Source organism: Rhodococcus sp. T2V (assembly GCF_029269925.1).
Lineage (GTDB): Bacteria > Actinomycetota > Actinomycetes > Mycobacteriales > Mycobacteriaceae > Rhodococcus_F > Rhodococcus_F koreensis.
Genome location: NZ_JARJBD010000057.1, coordinates 1 through 16834, shown reverse-complemented (window position 1 = coordinate 16834; position 16834 = coordinate 1). Strand labels below are relative to the sequence as shown.

The following is a 16834-nucleotide window of genomic DNA, read 5'->3' as shown; positions in this document are numbered from 1 at the left end:
CTCCTCTCGTTTCAGTCGGTCAGTCGTTCCCGGCCACCGGTCAGATCTGCCAGCTCGGCGGCCACGCGACCCGCCTGCCAGCCGTGCGCATTGGTGACCGAATGCGACGTCGTGACGACCGACGGGAACTGCGCCTCGAACACCGAACCCACCGCCTCGCTGCGTTCGGCCATGATCGGCACCAACTCTTTGCCGTATTGGCTGGACGCATCCCGGCCGGCCTGATCCCGGGCGATCGCCAGCCGTTCCCCGATCCGGGTGGCAAACGCGAGGAGGAACGAGCGACGGAAACTGGGGGTTCGCTTCACCCGGTCACCGCCCGCCTCGCTCAGCGCGTGTGACGCCTGAACCAGAAGTGAGGTGAACAGCATCTCGCAGAGATCGAGATCGATCGGCATCCCGACCGTGCTGACGAGGCCGAATCGTTGATGCCAGATGACGCGGACGCTGTTGCTGTCAGCCACACACTGCAGTAGCTGCACCTTCGCCTCGGGGTACGGGTTGTCGACGAGCAGCCGGCGGGTGACGACCCGATCACGCAGCGAGGTGTGCGCGGCGGCGTCGACGACGGCGCTGTCGATGGCATAGCGAGTCATCAGATCCTGCGCCTTCGCCGAGAGCGTTTCCGCCTCCTCCGCGTACGGAGTTGCTTCGGCCTTCGCCAGCAGACCGCGGATGCGGGCCAGGATCTTGGGTTCGGGCCCTCGGGAAGCAGATGACGAGGCAGCCGTTCCCTCGCTCCAGTTCGCCGGGGCCGCGAGCAGCGGCGTCAGCGGTATCAGGTAACTGCAGTAGCCGAGGAACGACAGGATTGCCGTCCAGGTGTCGGTGGGGTCGGCGTTCTCCGAGGCACACCACGCGGACAGGTAGCCGCGGGCGGGTGCGCTGTCCGGTGCGATACCCAGCTCGTCGAGCTGGTCCCGCCACTGAGCCGGCGCGGTCTTGTGCGCCGACGTGCGGCCCGCGTGCGCACCGATCACCGTGACCGTCAGCCGAGCCGCGCGTGTGCCGAATTCCCGGCGCACCGCGTGCACGAATTCCGTCGGCTGCCACCCCGTGCCGAACACGTGGTCCATCGACCCGTCGAGGATCCGGGAGACCCAGTCCAGAACAGGGTCCGCGAACCGGGAACCCTCGAGATCGGCCAGCTGACGGACCGTCCGCCGCAGTGACTCGGGATTCGCCGAGGGCCCGTACGCGAACTCGATTCCCGCGAACACCAAGGATTCGGCACCCTCGACCTCGGGACGGGGTGCACGCTGCTCCCTGGCATTGCCACGCTGCTGCTTCTTGCGTTTGCGTGCAGCGCGGTTCTGCTGACTGTTCCGGCTCACTGTGCACTCCTCACTCGAACAGGCTGCGGATGTCGTCGGCGTCGAGGGTGGAGCTGAGCAGGGTGTCGGCGTCCATGACGCTCGCGAACAGCGCCGACTTCTTCTCCTTCAGCGCCATCACCTTGTCTTCGATGGTGTCCTTCGCGATCAGCCGGTACACCATCACGTTGCGGGTCTGCCCGATACGGTGCGCCCGGTCGACGGCCTGCGCCTCGGTGGCCGGGTTCCACCAGGGGTCGAGGATGAAGCAGTAGTCGGCCTCGGTGAGGTTCAGCCCGAAGCCGCCGGCTTTGAGGCTGATCAGGAACACCGGGGCGTCGCCCTCCTTGAAATCGCGGAGCACGTCGCCGCGGCGCCGGGTGCCGCCGTCGAGGTAGGCGTGCGCGATGCCCGCGTCGTCGAGGCGATCGCGGACCTTCCCCAGGAACCCGGTGAACTGGCTGAACACCAGCGCCCGGTGGCCGCCGGCGACGACGTCGGCGAGCTGTTCGAGCAGCGCGTCGACCTTGGCGGACGGGACGTCCCGGTACTCGTCGTCGACCAGTCCGGCGTCGAGACTCAGCTGCCGCAGCAAGGTCAGCGACTGCAGGATCGTGAAGCGGTTCTTGTCGACGTCGGCGAGCAGACCGAGAATCTTCTGCCGCTCACGCTGCAGGTGGGTGTCGTAGATCTTGCGGTGCTTCGCGTGCAGGTCGACGTCGAGCACCTGCTCCTGCTTGGCCGGAAGATCCTTCACCACTTGCTCTTTGGTGCGGCGCAACATCAGCGGTTTGACGCGGCGGCGCAGCTGCGCGAGGAGTTCGGCGTCGCCCTGCTGCTCGATCGGCCTGCGGTAGTAGTCGGTGAACCGGGCCGGATTCGGGAAGAGTCCCGGGGCGGTGATGGAGAGCAGCGCCCACAACTCCATCAGGTTGTTCTCCATCGGCGTGCCGGTGATCGCCAGCTTGAACGGGGCCTCCAGCCGGCGGGCGCACTGGTAGATCTTCGACTTGTGGTTCTTGGTGAACTGCGCCTCGTCGAGGATCAGCCCCGACCACGTGCATCCCGCGTACGCCTCGAACTCCAAACGGAACAGGGTGTACGACGTGACGACGACGTCGGCGCCCTGCACCAGATCGTCCAGCGGAACCTTGCGTCGTTTCAGGGTGTCGCCGATCGCGACGACCTGCGCGTCCGGGGCGAAGCGCGCCGATTCGGACTCCCAGTTCGACACGACACTGGTGGGGGCCACGATGAGGAACGGCGGCGCGGCCGGATTCGACTGCCGTGCATGGCAGATCAGTGCCAGCGCCTGCAGGGTCTTGCCGAGCCCCATGTCGTCGGCGAGGATGCCGCCGAGCCCGTGCTCCCAGAGGAACGCCAGCCAGCGGAACCCCTCCAGCTGATACGGGCGCAACTGCGCGTCGAGCGTGCCCGGGACGTCGACCCGGTGGACGGTGCCCGGGGCCAGCAGGCCGTCCACCTGCTGCCGCCACGCCTTCGCCTGGCGCTCCACGGTGCCGAGGGCCGCGAACTCGTCCCACAGGCTCGCCTGGAACCGGCTGAGCCGCAGCGTTCCGTCGGCGCGGTCGTGGAGGGCGCGGGCCTCGTCGATCAGCTTCCGCAATGTGTGGAGTTCGGGCTTGTCGAGGGAGAAGTAGGCGCCGTCGGGCAGGAGCAGTTCGGACTTTCCGGCGCTGAGCGCGGAGAAGACCTGGTCGAACGGGACGTCCCGGCCCTCCACGGTGAGGGTGACACCGAGGTCGAACCAGTCGGTGCTGCCGGTGGACGCCGTGGTGGAGACCCCGATGGCGAGCGAATCGCCGGCCTCGCGGTAGTCGGCGCGGTCGCCGGAGACGTCGATGGACACGTCGGTCTTGCCGTCGAGCAGGGGCACGACCTCGGTGGTGAACCGCATCGTGTCGAGTCCGCGCAGCAGCGTCGACTCGGGGCTTTCCGACCCCAATCCGTATCTGCTCCAGTCGATGTCGAGTTCGGCGAGCAGGGCCCGTTCGCGGGCGTCGTCCCGGAACTCGTCACCGGACGTCCGTGCCGTGAGCGGCGTGCGGTGCTCGTCGTCCCCGACGGTGTACAACCATTCCCAGTCGACGGTGACCTCGTGGTCGGGCAGATACGTGGCCCGCAGCGTCAGGGTGGGTGCCGAGATCGCGGGTGGGACGAACGAGCCGTCCGAGGAGATGACCGTGGTCAGGTTGCGCAGCTTCGGCAGGAACTCCGTCAGGAACCGGGGCTCCTCGGAATCGGGAACCTCGATGCGGGTGCGGCGGCGCGTCAGGTCCTGCAGGGCCGCGGGTGCGGGGGAGCCGAGCCGGGCGAGCTGAATGCGTTCGTCGGCGTCGACGTAGAACAGGCCGTGCGCGCGGAGCCCGATGAAGCCCACGGCCGACGGGTCGACCCGCTCGCCGTCGACGACGATCACCGCTTGCACGATCAGCGCGTCGAGGTCGTGGTTCCGGGTGACGTCGAGGCAGATCTCGGCCGAGCGGTAGGGGGCGAGTGCGCCCAGGCGCTTCGAGGAGTGGAGGAGCTCGACACCCACCCTGGCCGCCTCGTCGAGCAGCGACCACAGCTGGCGGCTCGGAAAGACACTGAGGTCGAGGTCGGTGTGGTTCTGCCGGCGGTAGTTCATGCCCCCACCGGCCAGCAGATGGATCTCGTGCAGCACACGGATCTGCTCGGCGGGATGCTGGAAGTGGCTGCCCAGCTTGTTCCACGCCAGCCCGCCGACGATCCAGCCCTTCGAACCGGGCTGGACCGGCTTCACCAGCAGCTGAGGTGCCGAGTCCCCGGCCGACGCCTGGACCCGGAACTGGACGGCGAGCGGCGACCGGCGGCCGGAATCGCCGAACGGATCGGCCGGGGTGAGCAGCGAGCTCAGCGATCCGTCCCAGGAGGCTGTGACAGGCGCCTGCGCATCCGACGCCGCCTGACGCATCGCCGTGATCAGCAGGGCCGCGACGTGCTTGCAGTTCATCCCGACCGGACACGTGCAGATTCCGTACCGGTACACCGTGCGGCCGGGAACGGGCGCAACGAACGCCGACGCCGAGTACGGCTCCCTCGCCGTGCCCGCCACCTCACCCCACAGCTCCTTGGCCGCCGGATCCCACGACATCTCGATGACTGCGTGGTCGCGGGCGTACTGCTCGCCGCGGGTGTACGTGGTGGTTCCGAGGACCGCCTTGATCGACGCCACGTCGATGTCGCGGAACTCCCCAGGCAGCATGCCGACAGAGTAGTCAACCGCTCCGACAGGTCCCTGGGGTGCGGTGACCCTCACCCCAGGGTTACTGGTCGCGCCCGTCGCGCGGCCGCAGACTTCGGTGCGTCGGGGGAACCCCATGGATCGGAGAAACATCATGGCCGAGATGGTCGAAGCACCGCAGAAACACCGCTCCGGCGGCGTCGCCAGAACACTGATCACCGTGTACGGAACGGTCGTGTACGTCACGTTCCTGGTCGTGTTCCTGTACGCGATCGGATGGGTCGAGGGCCTCGTCGTGCCCCACACGATCAACGACGGTCCCGCCGCCCCCGTCGCGGTCGCGGTGGTCGTCGACGTGGCGCTACTCATGATTTTCGCGATGCAGCATTCGGTGATGGCCAGGCCCTGGTTCAAGAAGCGCTGGACGAAGATCGTCCCGGAACCGATGGAGCGCTCGACCTACGTCCTGTTCGCCACGGCCGCTTTGGCGCTGATGATGTGGCAATGGCGTCCGCTGCCCGACCAGATCTGGCACGTGGAGACGAGCTGGGTCCGCGTCGCGATCTACGTCGTGTCCCTCGGCGGGTGGGCGCTCGTGCTGGCCGCGACGTTCGCCATCGACCACTTCGATCTGTTCGGGGTGCGCCAGGTGCTGCGGAACCAGAGCGGGAAGCCGGCTCTGCCCAGCGCCTTTCGGACACCGATGCTGTACCGGGTGATCCGGCACCCGCTGTACGCCGGTTTCATCATCGCGTTCTGGGTGGCGCCGACGATGACCTGGGGGCGTCTGCTGTTCGCCGTCGGCACCACCGGTTTCATCCTGGTCGCGGTGCGTTTCGAGGAACACGACCTGATCGACACGTTCGGCGACGACTATCGCACCTACCGCACGCGGGTGCCGATGCTCGTCCCGAGGTGCGGCGCACAGCCGCGGTAGTCACAGACCGCCGGCGACGGCGATGGTCGTGGCGGTGACGTAGGACGCCTGATGGGACAGGGCCCACAGCACCGCCTCGGCGATCTCCTCGGGTGTCGCGACCCGGCCGAGGGGGATCCGACCGGCGACCCGTTCGGGTCGCCCCGGGTCGCCCGCGGCCGCGTGGATGTCGGTGTCGGTGGTGCCGGGAGCGACGCCGACGACCCGGATGTTCGCGCTCGCCAGTTCCCGCCCGAGCCCCGTCGTGAGACTGTCGACGGCCGCCTTCGAGGCCGCGTAGCCGACGTATTCGCCGGGTGCCCCGGTTCCCGCCGCGACCGAACTGAGGTTGACGAGCACGCCGGGGCGCCCCGCCCGGACCCAGTGCTCGGCCGCCGCGCGGGCGTAATTGATCGTCCCGAACACGTTGACGTCGAACACCTCCCGCAGCGACGCGTCCGTGGTGGTGAGGAAGGGACCGAGCGGACCGGTGGTCCCCGCGTTGTTGACCACCGCGACCAGTTGCCCGCGTTCGTCGGCCGCGCCCACCACCGCCGCGGCCAGTGCGGCGTCGCGCACATCGGCACGCACGGCGGTGGCGCGGATTCCGCACTGGTGCACGAGGTGGTCGGCGGCCTCCTCGTCGTTCTGGTAGGTGAACGTCACCTGATAGCCGCGACGGACGGCCAGACGCACGACGGCGGCGCCGATGCCGCGCGATCCACCGGTGACGAGGATGTGTTCGCTCACCATCCGAGCGTATCCGGGTGGGCGCGGTCAGCGCGTGGGCCTGCCGAACGTGATGCTCGGCGCCGTCACCGTGATCGACGCGATCCGGACCGCGAGACCGGGAGGCGTCGGAGGCTCGGCATCGATGACCGTGGGGTGATAGTCGACCTGCTCGGGCGCCGGACGGGCCGGCCCGAAGACACTCCGGACCACCCCCATCGGCGTGCGGGCGATCGCGTCGGCCGACTGCTGGATCTGCTCGAGCGTCCGGAACATCGTGTCGACATTCTCGGACTGCCTGCCCGTGCTCACCGCCTCCACCACCGGCCGCATCGTCCGCAGCAGGAACACGACCTCTTCGAGCAGTTCCTCGGTGAGCCGGAGGATGTGGAACGACGTCTTCGCCACCTCGATCGGCACGGTGACGGTGCACACGGCGACGCGGACGGGACCCTCCGCGGCGTCGGCCGCCCTCCGGTACGCGTCCTCGACCACCGGGGCGACACACGAGGGCACGAAGCGGGAAACGAATGTCACGGGTCGACCCCCTCGCGGCACGGCGACTTGTTTGCCGGGGAGGCTACCGCCCCGGCGGGCGCCACGCAGGACGAGCACTTACTCCGGAAGCAGGGTGCGGACGGCGTCGATGGTGTCGGCGTCGGCGGCCGCCTTGTCGGGGCGATACCGCAGGACGCGCGCGAACCGCAGGGCGAGCCCGCCGGGGTAGCGGGAGCTGACCTGGACGCCGTCGAATTCGATCTCCACGACGAGGTCGGGGTGCAGGTACACGGTGTGGTCGTCGCGGTGGCGTTCGTGGCGGGGGAATTCGTCCGTCTGCCACTGCAGCAGCGCGTCGGTGAGGCCCTTGAACGTCTTGCCCACCATGATCGGTGCGCCGCCGTCCGGGTCGCGCGCCCCGAGGTGCAGGTTGGACAGGTATCCGGTGCGCCGCCCGTATCCCCACTCCGCGCCGAGCACCACCAGGTCGAGGGTGTGCTCCGGTTTCACTTTCTGCCAAGCGCGGCCGCGTCGTCCCGCCGCGTACGGGGCGGTGAGCGACTTGACCATCACACCCTCGTGCCCGGCGGCGAGTGCGTCGTCGAAATGAGTTGCGGCCCGGTCGCTGTCGGGCCGGATCAGGCTGGGGATGCGGTGTTGCGGAGCGACCCGTTCCAGGGCGTCCAACCGCTGCTCGAGGGGTGCGTCCAAGAGGTCGACGCCGTCGAGATGCAGGCAGTCGAAGAAGTACGGGTGCAGCAGCAGGTCGCGGGAGGTCTCGGCGCCGAAGCGGCTCATCGTCTCCTGGAAGGGCCGCGGCCTGCCGCTGTCGGTGAGCGCCAGCGTCTCCCCGTCGAACACCGCCGACGTGCAGGGCAGGCCGGCGACGAGTGCGACCAGTTCCGGCACGCTGCCGGTGATCTCCCGCAGGGTGCGGGTGAAGATCCGCACCTCGTCGCCGTTGCGGTGCACCTGGATCCGCGCGCCGTCGAGTTTGTATTCGACGCTGACGTCGCCGCCGAGTTCGGTCCACGCGTCGGCGAGGGATTCGGCGGGGGAGGCCAGCATCGGCCGCACCGGACGTCCCACCTCCAGCCGGAACGCGGTGAGCGCGTCGACCCCGCCGCCGAACGCCGCGACCGCGGTCGCGGGCAGCCGTCCCGACAACATGAACGCCCGGCGCACCGGTTCGACGGGAAGATCGGCGGCCGCCGCGATCGCGTCCGTCATCACGCCCTCCAGTGCGCCCTGGCGGAGGTCGCCGGTGACCAGCCGGATCAGGAAATCCCGCTCGTCGGTGGTGGTGCGGGAGAACAGGTCCGCGAGCAGTTCACGCCTGCGTACCGCCGACCCGGAGCCGGTGACCTCGGCGACGGCGGAGACGGTCCCGTCGACCTCGGACACCGTGACCGACCCGGCGTCGACGGGCGTCGCCGGAATGTCCGCGACTGTCCGCCAGCCGATTCCGATCCGGCCCTGCCGGAGCTCCCCGGACAGCCACGCGACCACCGGCTCCACCTCGGACGGCTCCAGCCGGGTGAGGACCTCGCGGAGCGCCCCAACCTTCACCTTCCGCGACCGGCTGGCACCCACGTCCCGGGACGTCGCGACGATCTGCGAGAACAGCACACCCCGACGGTAGCGGGACGGTGTCGTGGGCGGTCAGAATCCGGCTGATCCGAACACTGGGCCGACCGGCCCGCCGTTCCTAGGCTGGGCGAATGAGTACTGCGCGACGCCGCCCACTGAAGACGGTGACGGGAGTCAGCGGCGCCGTCAGCACCTATGCGGCGGCGATCGACCCGCAGCAGTCGACCGTCACCTCCTCGATCGAGATCGCGAAGATCGCGGAGGCGAACAAGTTCGACGCGCTGTTCGCCGCCGACCTGCTCAGCTTCGGGGCGCAGGGCGCGATCGGCGCGCAGGAACCGCTGATCTTCCTGTCCGCGCTGAGCGCCGTGACCTCGCACGTCGGGCTGATCGCGACGGTGACCACCACGTTCCACCACCCATACAACCTCGCGCGGCTGTTCGGCACCCTCGACCACGTGAGCAACGGTCGCGCGGCCTGGAACGCCGTGACGTCGTCGCTGGGTGAGGAGAACTACAGCGACCGCGACCTCCCCAGCCCCGAGGAGCGGTACGCCCGGGCAACGGAATCCCTCGAGGTCGTCAACGCACTGTTCGACAGCTGGGAACCCGGGGCGCTCACGTCCGACGGAGCCGGAGGAACCAGACTCGACACCGACCGGGTGCGGCCGATCGACCATGCGGGCACCTATTTCACGGTGAAGGGTCCGCTCAACATCCCGCCGCTGCCGCAGCGCCGGCCCGTGCAGTTCCAGGCCGGCCAATCCGCGGCCGGCGTGGAACTCGGCGCCCGCTTCGCGGAGGTGGTGTTCACGTCGCTGCCCACCCTCGAGGACGCCGTCACCTACACCAAGAGCATCCGGGCGCGGGCCGCCGAACTCGGCCGCGCCGACGGACTGCCCCTCATCATGAGTTCGTTCCACGCCACCTACGGCGCGTCCGAGGACGAGGTGCGGCGGCTGGTCCGGGAGCAGGAGGAGGCCACCGACCTCGACGCGGGCCGGATCCGGCTCGAGGACATGTTCGGTGGCGACATCGACCTGTCCGGACTGCCGCTCGACAAACCGATCCCGGCCGACGTGCTGCCCGACGTCGGATCGGTGAACCGTCGCCGCGGCCGGGTCGAGATCTTCAGCCGTCTCGCCGCGTCCGGGCGGACGCTGCGTGAGCTGATCATCGCGTCCAAGGACACCGGCCACTGGGCGGTCGCGGGAACACCCGAGCAACTCGCCGACGCCGTCCAGGAACGCTACGACGCCGGTGTTCTCGACGTCATCTCCCTCGGTGGGCTCGCCGACGAACGAACCCGGGACTTCGTCGTCAACGGGTTGCTACCCGAACTGCGGCGGCGCGGAATCGTCGGCCACGACTACGTGGCCGGCACGTTCCGGGACAACCTCGAACTGCCGCCGCTGCCGGCCCGCTAGTTCTCCACCGGGGTGCCGTCGACGACGATCCGCACACGGTCCGGGTAGAACGAGACGTGGTCGTCGATGCCCGACGCCTCCGCGGTGGTGAACGGGTAGAACCAGGCGGCGTCCTCCACCGAATCGGTGCTCTCGGTCCCGGTGAACGACAGATACGACGCCGTCCCCTTGTACGGGCAGGACGTCCTCGTGTCGGAGGCGGTGAAGAACTCGGACCGCACGTCGATGCGGGGAACGTAGTAGCGCACCGGCAGCGACGTCTCGAACAGCAGACGCGGACGGACCGTGTCGGCGACGAGGGTGTCGCCGACGAAGACCTCCACGTGCCGCGACGACGGCAGCACATCCACCCGGACGTACGGGTCGCGGGCGTGGACGAACACCTGCTGATCCTCCTCGTACCAGGCGTCCATCCGGTGCCAGTAGAACGCGACGTATGTGCTGAGGTCGAGGGAATCCGCGAGTTTCTCGTCGTAACCCCACACCGACTGCTCGGCACGACGGTCGCCGACGACGAGGTCCCAGTACCGCGCCTTGCCCTTCCACGGGCAGGTGGTGGTCGCGCCGACGGGCTCGAGGACGTCGAAGTTCACGTCGTCGCGGGGGATGTAGTAGACGGGCAGGTGTCCCTTCTCGAACAGGTACACCGACCGGGTGGTGTCGGCGACCGCCTGACCGCCGAAGAACACCCGGATGCGCTTGCGATTGGGTTCGATCGAGATGCGGCCGTTCTCCGCGACCTCCTGAGAAGCGGCGGCATGCGTGAGGGCTGTAGACATCACTCCATGGTGGCACCTTCGGCGCCCCGTGCGCTTAAGGAGTCTCTGGACTCGTCAACCACGCACGGGCGCGAAGCGCGGCGATGCCGGCGGTCACGACCCACACCGTGAACGGGTAGAGAGCCAGGCGTTCGGTGATTCCGAACGGTCCCTCGCGGAGGAGGATCGCCGCCATCCCGACGATCCCGACCAGGCAGCACAGGCCGGTCCACAGTGCGAAGAGACGCCACCGCCCGTACAGCCCGACCGCGACGACGATCATGGCGGCGTTGCGCGCGACGAACGTCGGGGTCGCGACGACCTGATGGAGGTGGGCGTCCACGTCGATCGGAACCAAACCCGTCAGCGCGGCGCTGACCGCGGCGATACCGAACAGGGCCAGCGCGACGTGTCGGAGAAGGCCCGGCGGGAGGAAGCCGCGCAGGCACACCGCCCCCACGAGGATGAGCACCCCGGTCAGCACGAAGGCACTGTTGATCACCGCGTGCAGCGGCGAGCACAGCCGGACGGCCTCGACCTGGGCCGCCGACCCGTCGCAGCCCGTGACACCCAGATTGCTGACGGAATTCGTCCGCACCCGGTACGGCCGCGGCCAGGCCCGCGCGGTCACGACCTCCGCGAGGAAATACAGTGCGATCAGCACCCACGCAGCGCCACCCACCCGCACGGCCAGCTGTCGCCGGGCGGGTGCAGACGTTCGCACGACGCTCACCCCTCCGTACCGTACCGGCTCACGGAGTGGATTGTTGACAATCTTCGGGGGCGGCTCGACGATGTAGCCATGGCCCCGCTGACGACGATTCCGGTTGCTGACTCCGAGGGCAGGGCCGCGCGTGGCTGAGCTGACGCGCCCCGCCGCCGACCTGCATGCCGAACTCGCCGAGCTGGGCATCGACCTCGACACCGGAACGCGCCGGCGCGCCGAGTACTCCTTCGACGCCTCCAATTACCGGGTGCCGCCGCTGGCCGTGGCGTTTCCGCACACGCCCGCCGACGTGGTGGCGATCGTGCGGGCCTGCACCGACCGCGGCATCCCCGTCACCAGCCGCGGCGGCGGCACCTCGCTCGCCGGCAACGCGATCGGCAGGGGAGTGGTGCTCGACTTCTCCCGGCACATGAACCGGGTGCGGGCCGTCGACGCGTCCGCCCGCACCGCCGTCGTCGAACCCGGCATCGTGCTGACGGACCTGCAGAAGGATGTGCAACTGGCGACGGGCGACGCGTTCACCTTCGCGCCGGACCCGTCCAGCAAGTCCCGCGCGACGGTCGGCGGCGCCATCGGCAACGACGCCTGCGGCAACCACTCCGTCCGCTACGGCCGCACGTCCGATCACGTCGTCGCACTCGACGTGGTGACCGCGAGCGGGCACCGGCTGACCGCCACCCGCGACGGGCTGCGGGCCACCGATCCCGACGACACGCCCGCGGTGGGCGAGGCCGCGCGGATCACCGCCGGACTCGACGAGCTGACGCGGGAGCATCTCGGCGACTTCCGGCTCGAGCTCGGCCGCATCCCACGCCAGGTGTCCGGATTTCACCTGGCGAACCTGTTGCCCGAGAACGGATTCGACGTGGCCCGCGCCCTGGTGGGAAGCGAGGGGACGTGCGCGGTGATCGTGGCCGCGACCGTCGCGCTGGTGCCGGTGCCGCCCGCGGCGATGCTGCTGTGCCTCGGATACCACGACCTGGTGGACGCGGCCCGCGACAACGCGATCATCCTCGACTATTCGCCCGCCGCCATCGAGGGCATCGACTCGGCGATCGTCGACACCATGCGGCACCTCCGCGGCGCCGACTCCGTGGTCGGGCTGCCCGACGGTCAGGCGTGGCTGTACGTCGACCTCGACGGCGAGGACCTCGCGGAGGTCGAACTCCGCGGGGCAGAACTGGTTTCGAAGCTGCGCGCGGCCGGACGCCTCGTCGACTCGCGGGTGGTCGGGGACCCGGCGGAACGTGCGTCGCTGTGGCGGGTCCGGGAAGACGGCGCCGGACTGTCCGCCCGGCTCGTCGAGGGCGGCGAATCCTGGACGGGCTGGGAGGATGCCGCCGTCGCACCCGATCAGCTGGCCGACTACCTCGTCGACATCAAGGCGCTGCTCGCCGAATTCGACCTCACCGGGGTGATGTACGGGCACTTCGGCGCCGGCTGCATGCACATCCGCATCAACTTCGATCAGCGCACCGACGAGGGCCGGGACGTGATGTCGCGGTTCATCCATCGCGCCGCCGAACTCTGTGTGCGGTTCGGCGGATCGATGTCCGGTGAGCACGGCGACGGCCGCGCCCGGTCGGCGCTGCTGCCGATGATGTACACGCCCACCATGATGGCGGCGTTCGCCACATTCAAACGGCTGTGGGACCCGGCGGCCGTGCTGAACCCCGGCAGCATCGTCGAGCCCGAACCGCTGCTCGGCAACCTCGCGCTCGACGGCGTGAATCCGCGGGCGTGGCAGACCAGTTTCGACCTCACCCCCACCAGCGACGTCCCCGTCGCACCGTTCGTGCATGCCGTCCAGGGGTGCATCGGGGTGGGCCGCTGCCGCGCGTCGACCGGCGGGGTGATGTGCCCCAGCTATCGCGCCACCGGGGACGAGAAGGACTCCACCCGGGGACGGGCCCGCGCCCTGCAGGAGATGGTGCGCAACTCGCCGACCGTCGCCGACGGCTGGCGGTCCGAGGACGTCAAGGAATCCCTCGACCTGTGCCTGTCCTGCAAGGCGTGCTCCACCGACTGCCCCGTCGGCGTCGACATGGCCACGTACAAGTCCGAGTTCCTCGACCACCACTACCGGGGGCGGGTGCGGCCGCTGTCGCACTACTCGCTCGGCTGGCTGCCGGTGTGGCTGAAGGTCGCGGAACGCTCGGCACCCGTCGTGAACCGGCTCACCGCCGGCCGGCTCGCGAAGGTCGCGGCCAGGCTGGGCGGTCTCACCCCGCACCGGTCGATGCCGGAGTTCGCGTCCCGCAAGCAGATCCGCCGCGAGGTGGGGGAGACGTCGCGGGACGCCGCCGCGGACGTCGTGATGCTCGCCGACACGTTCACCCGCGGGTTCCGCCCCGAGGTGGTCGGGGCCGCGTCACGGGTGCTCGCCGACGCCGGCCTGAGTTCGCAGTGCCGCAGCGACGTGTGCTGCGGGCTCACCTGGATCTCCACCGGACAGCTGAAACAGGCCACCAGGACACTCACCAGGGCTGCCGAACTCCTCGACGACGGCACCGACCGGCCCATCGTCGTCCTCGAACCGAGCTGCGCCGCCGCATTCCGCAAGGACCTGCCCGAACTCGTCCACACCGACGCCGCACGACGCGTCGCCGCCCGCATCCGTAGCTTCGCCGGCGCGGTGCTCGAACGCACCGAGGCCGGGTGGAGCCCGAGTGTGCCGGTGCCCGAAGACGTCACCGTGCAGACGCACTGCCACGAATACGCGGTGTTCGGCGCGGCGGCCCAGCGGAAGGCACTGCAGGCCGTCGGGGTTCCGCGCGTGCGGGAAGCCACCGGATGCTGCGGCGTCGCTGGTAACTTCGGATTCGAGGCCGACCACTACGACCTCAGCATGCAGGTCGCGGAGCAGGCACTCGCCCCCGCCCTGCGCGAGAGTCCCCAAGATGCAGTAATACTGACGGACGGATTCAGCTGCCACATGCAGGTGCGGCAACTCGATCCGAACCGATCATCGAAACACCTCGCCCAACTGCTCGACCCCGCACCACCGTCGAAACCCGATCATCAGAGCGGAGACTGAAATGTCGCAGTTGTCGATGACCAGTGACGAACGTCAGAAGTTCCTCGCCGACGTGCACGTGGGGGTGATCGCCGTCGACCGCGACGGACGCGCCCCGCTCGCCGTACCCATCTGGTACGGCTACGAGCCCGGCGGCCAACCGTACGTCTGGACCGGGCGCGGCTCGCTGAAGGAGCGGCTGATCCGCGCCGCAGGCCGCTTCAGCCTCGTCGCCCAGCACGAGAAGCCGCCGTACCGGTACGTCAGCGTCGAAGGTCCGGCGGAGTTCGACGAAGCACCCACCGCCGACATCGTCCGCGGACTCGCCGCCCGCTACCTCCCCGCCGACGAGGTCGACCCGTTCGTGGAGCAGGCGTACGACGACAACGCGATCATCATCCGCATGCGGCCGGAGCACTGGCTGAGCGTCGACTACGGCAAAGGCGCGTAGCGCCCGTGCGTGGTTGACGAGTCCAGGGACTCGTTAACCACGCACGGGCGATTCGGTTCACGGTGATTCTGAGGATGGCGAGGACGCCCAAAGTGCGGAAGCGTCGGAGGGCAGTTGTTCCGCCTCGACAGGAGCGCCCTTCATGACCGAACTTCTCGACCTGAGCACCGACGTCCTCGTCATCGGCGGCGGCCCCGCAGGAACGTGGGCGGCGCTGCGCGCACGCCAAGCCGGGGCGGACGTCGTCCTCGTCGACAAGGGGTACTGCGGAACCAGCGGCGCCACCGCGCCTTCGGGCACCGGCGTCTGGTACGTCGACCCCGACCCGTCCGCGCGGGCGAAAGCCAAAGCCAGCCGCGAAGCACTCGGCGGCCACCTCGCCGACCACCACTGGATGGACCGCGTCCTCGACCAGACGTACGCGAACATGAACCTGCTCGCCGAGGAGGGCCGGTACCCGTTCCCCGTCGACCCCGACACCGGCAGGCAGATCCGCACCGGACTGCAAGGGCCCGAATACATGCGACGCATGCGCGCGTGGGTGAAGAAGGCAGGCGTCCGGATTCTCGACCACTCACCGGCCCTCGAACTGCTCGTCGACACCGACGGCCGGGTGCGCGGCGCGGCGGGCTATCAGCGTCACGACGACCGCGACTACCGGATCAGCGCGGGCGCCGTCGTGATCGCGAGCGGCGGTTGTGCGTTCCTGTCCCGCGCGCTCGGCACGAACGTCGACACCGGCGACGGTGCGCTGATGGCCGCCGAGGTGGGCGCCACGTTCTCCGGCATGGAATTCTCCAACGCCTACGCGATCGTTCCCGCCAACTCCACCATCACCAAGACCGCCTACTACGGCTACGCCACGTTCTTCCACGCCGATGGGCGCGTCCTCGAGGGCGCCGGGTCCACCAAGGGGCGGTCGGTGATCGCGAAAACGTTGCTGTCCGAACCGGTGTTCGCCCAGCTCGACCGCGCCGACGACGAGGTGCAACGCCAGATGCGGCTCGGGCAGCCGAACTTCTTCCTGCAGTTCGACCGCCGCGGGATCAACCCGTTCACCGACCGTTTCGAGGTCAGCATGCTCGCCGAGGGCACGGTCCGCGGAACCGGTGGCATCGAGGTGGTCGACGACACCTGCGCCACCTCGGTGCCCGGGCTGTTCGCCGCCGGGGACGCCGCCACCCGTGAACGGATCTGCGGCGGCTTCACCGGCGGTGGCAGCCACAACTCGGCGTGGGCGATGTCGTCCGGCAGCTGGGCCGGAACCGGGGCCGCGCGATCTGCGCGAACCGAACGTCGGGTCGCGGCGGGCGAACTGCGTCCCGCCGGCGGGGCCGGGCTGCGCCCGACGGGGCGACCGGGGCTGGAGGCGTCCGCCGTCGTCGCGGCCGCGCAGGCCGAACTCATCCCGTACGAGAAGAACTACCTGCGGGACGGGGCCCGTGTGCAGGGTGCGCTCGGCGAACTGGAGTCGCTGTGGACGGAACTGTCCGCCGGCCTCGGCGGCGACTCCGGCGACGAGCGGGTGCGTGCCCGTCAGGCCGCCGCGATCACCGCGGTGGGCCGGTGGATGTACCACTCGACGCTGGCGCGGACGGAAACCCGCGGAATGAGCAAGCGCGCCGACTATCCCGACCTCGACCCCACCCAGCACCACCACATCCTCACCGGTGGGCTCGACGACGTCTGGACCTCGACCGCCGCGGTGCACGACGGGCTGTTGCGGGTGGCCTCGTGATCGAGGTTCTGCTGGCCGAGGCGTGCATCGGCTGCGACAAGTGCGTCGACGCCTGCCCCACCAACGTGTTCGACCGCACCGACACCGGGATCCCCGTGATCGCGCGGCAATCGGACTGCCAGACGTGCTTCATGTGCGAGGCGTACTGCCCGGTCGACGCGCTGTACGTCGACCCGCAGTCCACCCCGCTCGTCGACGGTCAGCGCATCCCGGAGGACCACATCGGCCGGTACCGCGAGAAACTCGGCTGGGGGAAGGGGCGCGCCGCCGGCTCGCTCACCGCGGTCGGGCCGTCCCTGCCGCACGGTGTGCCGCCGCCCAGGCTTCGCCCGTGAGTGCGTAACGAGTCCAGGGACTCCTTACCCACTCACGGGCGGCGGAGCCGCTAGACCGAAGTTACGGCTTTGAAGACGGACGAACCCCCGGTTGAGCTGGGGGTTCGTTG

The 16834-nt window shown here is 69.5% G+C and carries 13 protein-coding genes; 6 read left to right on the top strand and 7 right to left on the bottom strand.

Features of this window, described 5'->3' with window-relative positions; all coding sequences use genetic code 11:
* Nucleotides 1–11 precede the first annotated feature (11 nt).
* Nucleotides 12–1334 carry a DUF2786 domain-containing protein gene (locus tag P3H15_RS34955; RefSeq protein WP_276141440.1) on the bottom strand — a complete coding sequence of 441 codons (1323 nt, stop codon included), beginning with the start codon at nt 1332–1334 and terminating at the stop codon, nt 12–14.
* Between the two features lie 10 nt (nt 1335–1344).
* Complete coding sequence (locus P3H15_RS34950; protein ID WP_276141439.1) at nt 1345–4560, bottom strand: SNF2-related protein; 3216 nt, start codon at nt 4558–4560, stop codon at nt 1345–1347.
* Nucleotides 4561–4693: 133 nt separating this feature from the next.
* On the opposite strand from P3H15_RS34950, the gene mddA reads away from it, so the two are divergent.
* Nucleotides 4694–5476, top strand: a complete 783-nt coding sequence (gene mddA / locus P3H15_RS34945; protein ID WP_276141438.1) for a methanethiol S-methyltransferase — start codon at nt 4694–4696, stop codon at nt 5474–5476.
* Here the strand turns inward: mddA and P3H15_RS34940 are convergent, their stop codons facing one another.
* The 3 genes from P3H15_RS34940 to P3H15_RS34930 form a co-directional block, all read right to left on the bottom strand.
* Nucleotides 5477–6205, bottom strand: a complete 729-nt coding sequence (locus P3H15_RS34940; protein ID WP_346348811.1) for an SDR family oxidoreductase — start codon at nt 6203–6205, stop codon at nt 5477–5479.
* Nucleotides 6206–6232: 27 nt separating this feature from the next.
* Nucleotides 6233–6721 (bottom strand): hypothetical protein, encoded by a 489-nt coding sequence (locus P3H15_RS34935; RefSeq protein ID WP_276141435.1) that lies wholly within the window; start codon nt 6719–6721, stop codon nt 6233–6235.
* 78 nt (nt 6722–6799) lie between these two features.
* A complete protein-coding gene (locus P3H15_RS34930) occupies nt 6800–8311 on the bottom strand; it encodes an ATP-dependent DNA ligase (protein ID WP_276141434.1) in 1512 nt (503 codons plus the stop codon).
* Between the two features lie 92 nt (nt 8312–8403).
* Between P3H15_RS34930 and P3H15_RS34925 the strand changes: the two genes are divergently transcribed.
* Entirely contained in the window at nt 8404–9699 is a 1296-nt protein-coding gene (locus tag P3H15_RS34925; RefSeq protein ID WP_276141433.1) for an NtaA/DmoA family FMN-dependent monooxygenase, read from the top strand.
* Here the strand turns inward: P3H15_RS34925 and P3H15_RS34920 are convergent.
* Both P3H15_RS34920 and P3H15_RS34915 read right to left on the bottom strand, forming a co-directional pair.
* Nucleotides 9696–10478 carry a DUF427 domain-containing protein gene (locus tag P3H15_RS34920; protein WP_276141432.1) on the bottom strand — a complete coding sequence of 261 codons (783 nt, stop codon included), beginning with the start codon at nt 10476–10478 and terminating at the stop codon, nt 9696–9698. The genes P3H15_RS34925 and P3H15_RS34920 overlap by 4 nt on opposite strands.
* 34 nt (nt 10479–10512) lie before the next feature.
* Complete coding sequence (locus tag P3H15_RS34915; RefSeq protein WP_276141479.1) at nt 10513–11181, bottom strand: DUF998 domain-containing protein; 669 nt, start codon at nt 11179–11181, stop codon at nt 10513–10515.
* A 130-nt stretch (nt 11182–11311) separates the two neighbouring features.
* Here P3H15_RS34915 and P3H15_RS34910 point away from each other — a divergent pair, with 130 nt between their 5' ends.
* The 4 genes from P3H15_RS34910 (at nt 11312) to P3H15_RS34895 (ending at nt 16724) form a co-directional block, all read left to right on the top strand.
* Nucleotides 11312–14221: an FAD-binding and (Fe-S)-binding domain-containing protein gene (locus P3H15_RS34910; protein WP_276141431.1), complete on the top strand. Its 2910-nt coding sequence runs from the start codon at nt 11312–11314 to the stop codon at nt 14219–14221.
* Between the two features lies 1 nt (nt 14222).
* Nucleotides 14223–14651 (top strand): pyridoxamine 5'-phosphate oxidase family protein, encoded by a 429-nt coding sequence (locus P3H15_RS34905; RefSeq protein WP_276141430.1) that lies wholly within the window; start codon nt 14223–14225, stop codon nt 14649–14651.
* A gap of 142 nt (nt 14652–14793) precedes the next feature.
* Complete coding sequence (locus P3H15_RS34900; protein WP_276141429.1) at nt 14794–16389, top strand: FAD-binding protein; 1596 nt, start codon at nt 14794–14796, stop codon at nt 16387–16389.
* A complete protein-coding gene (locus P3H15_RS34895) occupies nt 16386–16724 on the top strand; it encodes a ferredoxin family protein (RefSeq protein WP_276141428.1) in 339 nt (112 codons plus the stop codon). Before P3H15_RS34900 ends, P3H15_RS34895 begins: the two co-directional genes overlap by 4 nt.
* The last annotated feature ends 110 nt before the right edge of the window (nt 16725–16834 follow it).

Excerpts from the sequence above, each read along its gene's own strand:
- P3H15_RS34950 (WP_276141439.1), bottom strand. The coding sequence starts at position 4,560 with ATGCTGCCTGGGGAGTTCCGCGACATCGACGTGGCGTCGATCAAGGCG.
- mddA (WP_276141438.1), top strand. The coding sequence starts at position 4,694 with ATGGCCGAGATGGTCGAAGCACCGCAGAAACACCGCTCCGGCGGCGTC.
- P3H15_RS34925 (WP_276141433.1), top strand. The coding sequence starts at position 8,404 with ATGAGTACTGCGCGACGCCGCCCACTGAAGACGGTGACGGGAGTCAGC.
- P3H15_RS34920 (WP_276141432.1), bottom strand. The coding sequence starts at position 10,478 with ATGTCTACAGCCCTCACGCATGCCGCCGCTTCTCAGGAGGTCGCGGAG.
- P3H15_RS34905 (WP_276141430.1), top strand. The coding sequence starts at position 14,223 with ATGTCGCAGTTGTCGATGACCAGTGACGAACGTCAGAAGTTCCTCGCC.
- P3H15_RS34900 (WP_276141429.1), top strand. The coding sequence starts at position 14,794 with ATGACCGAACTTCTCGACCTGAGCACCGACGTCCTCGTCATCGGCGGC.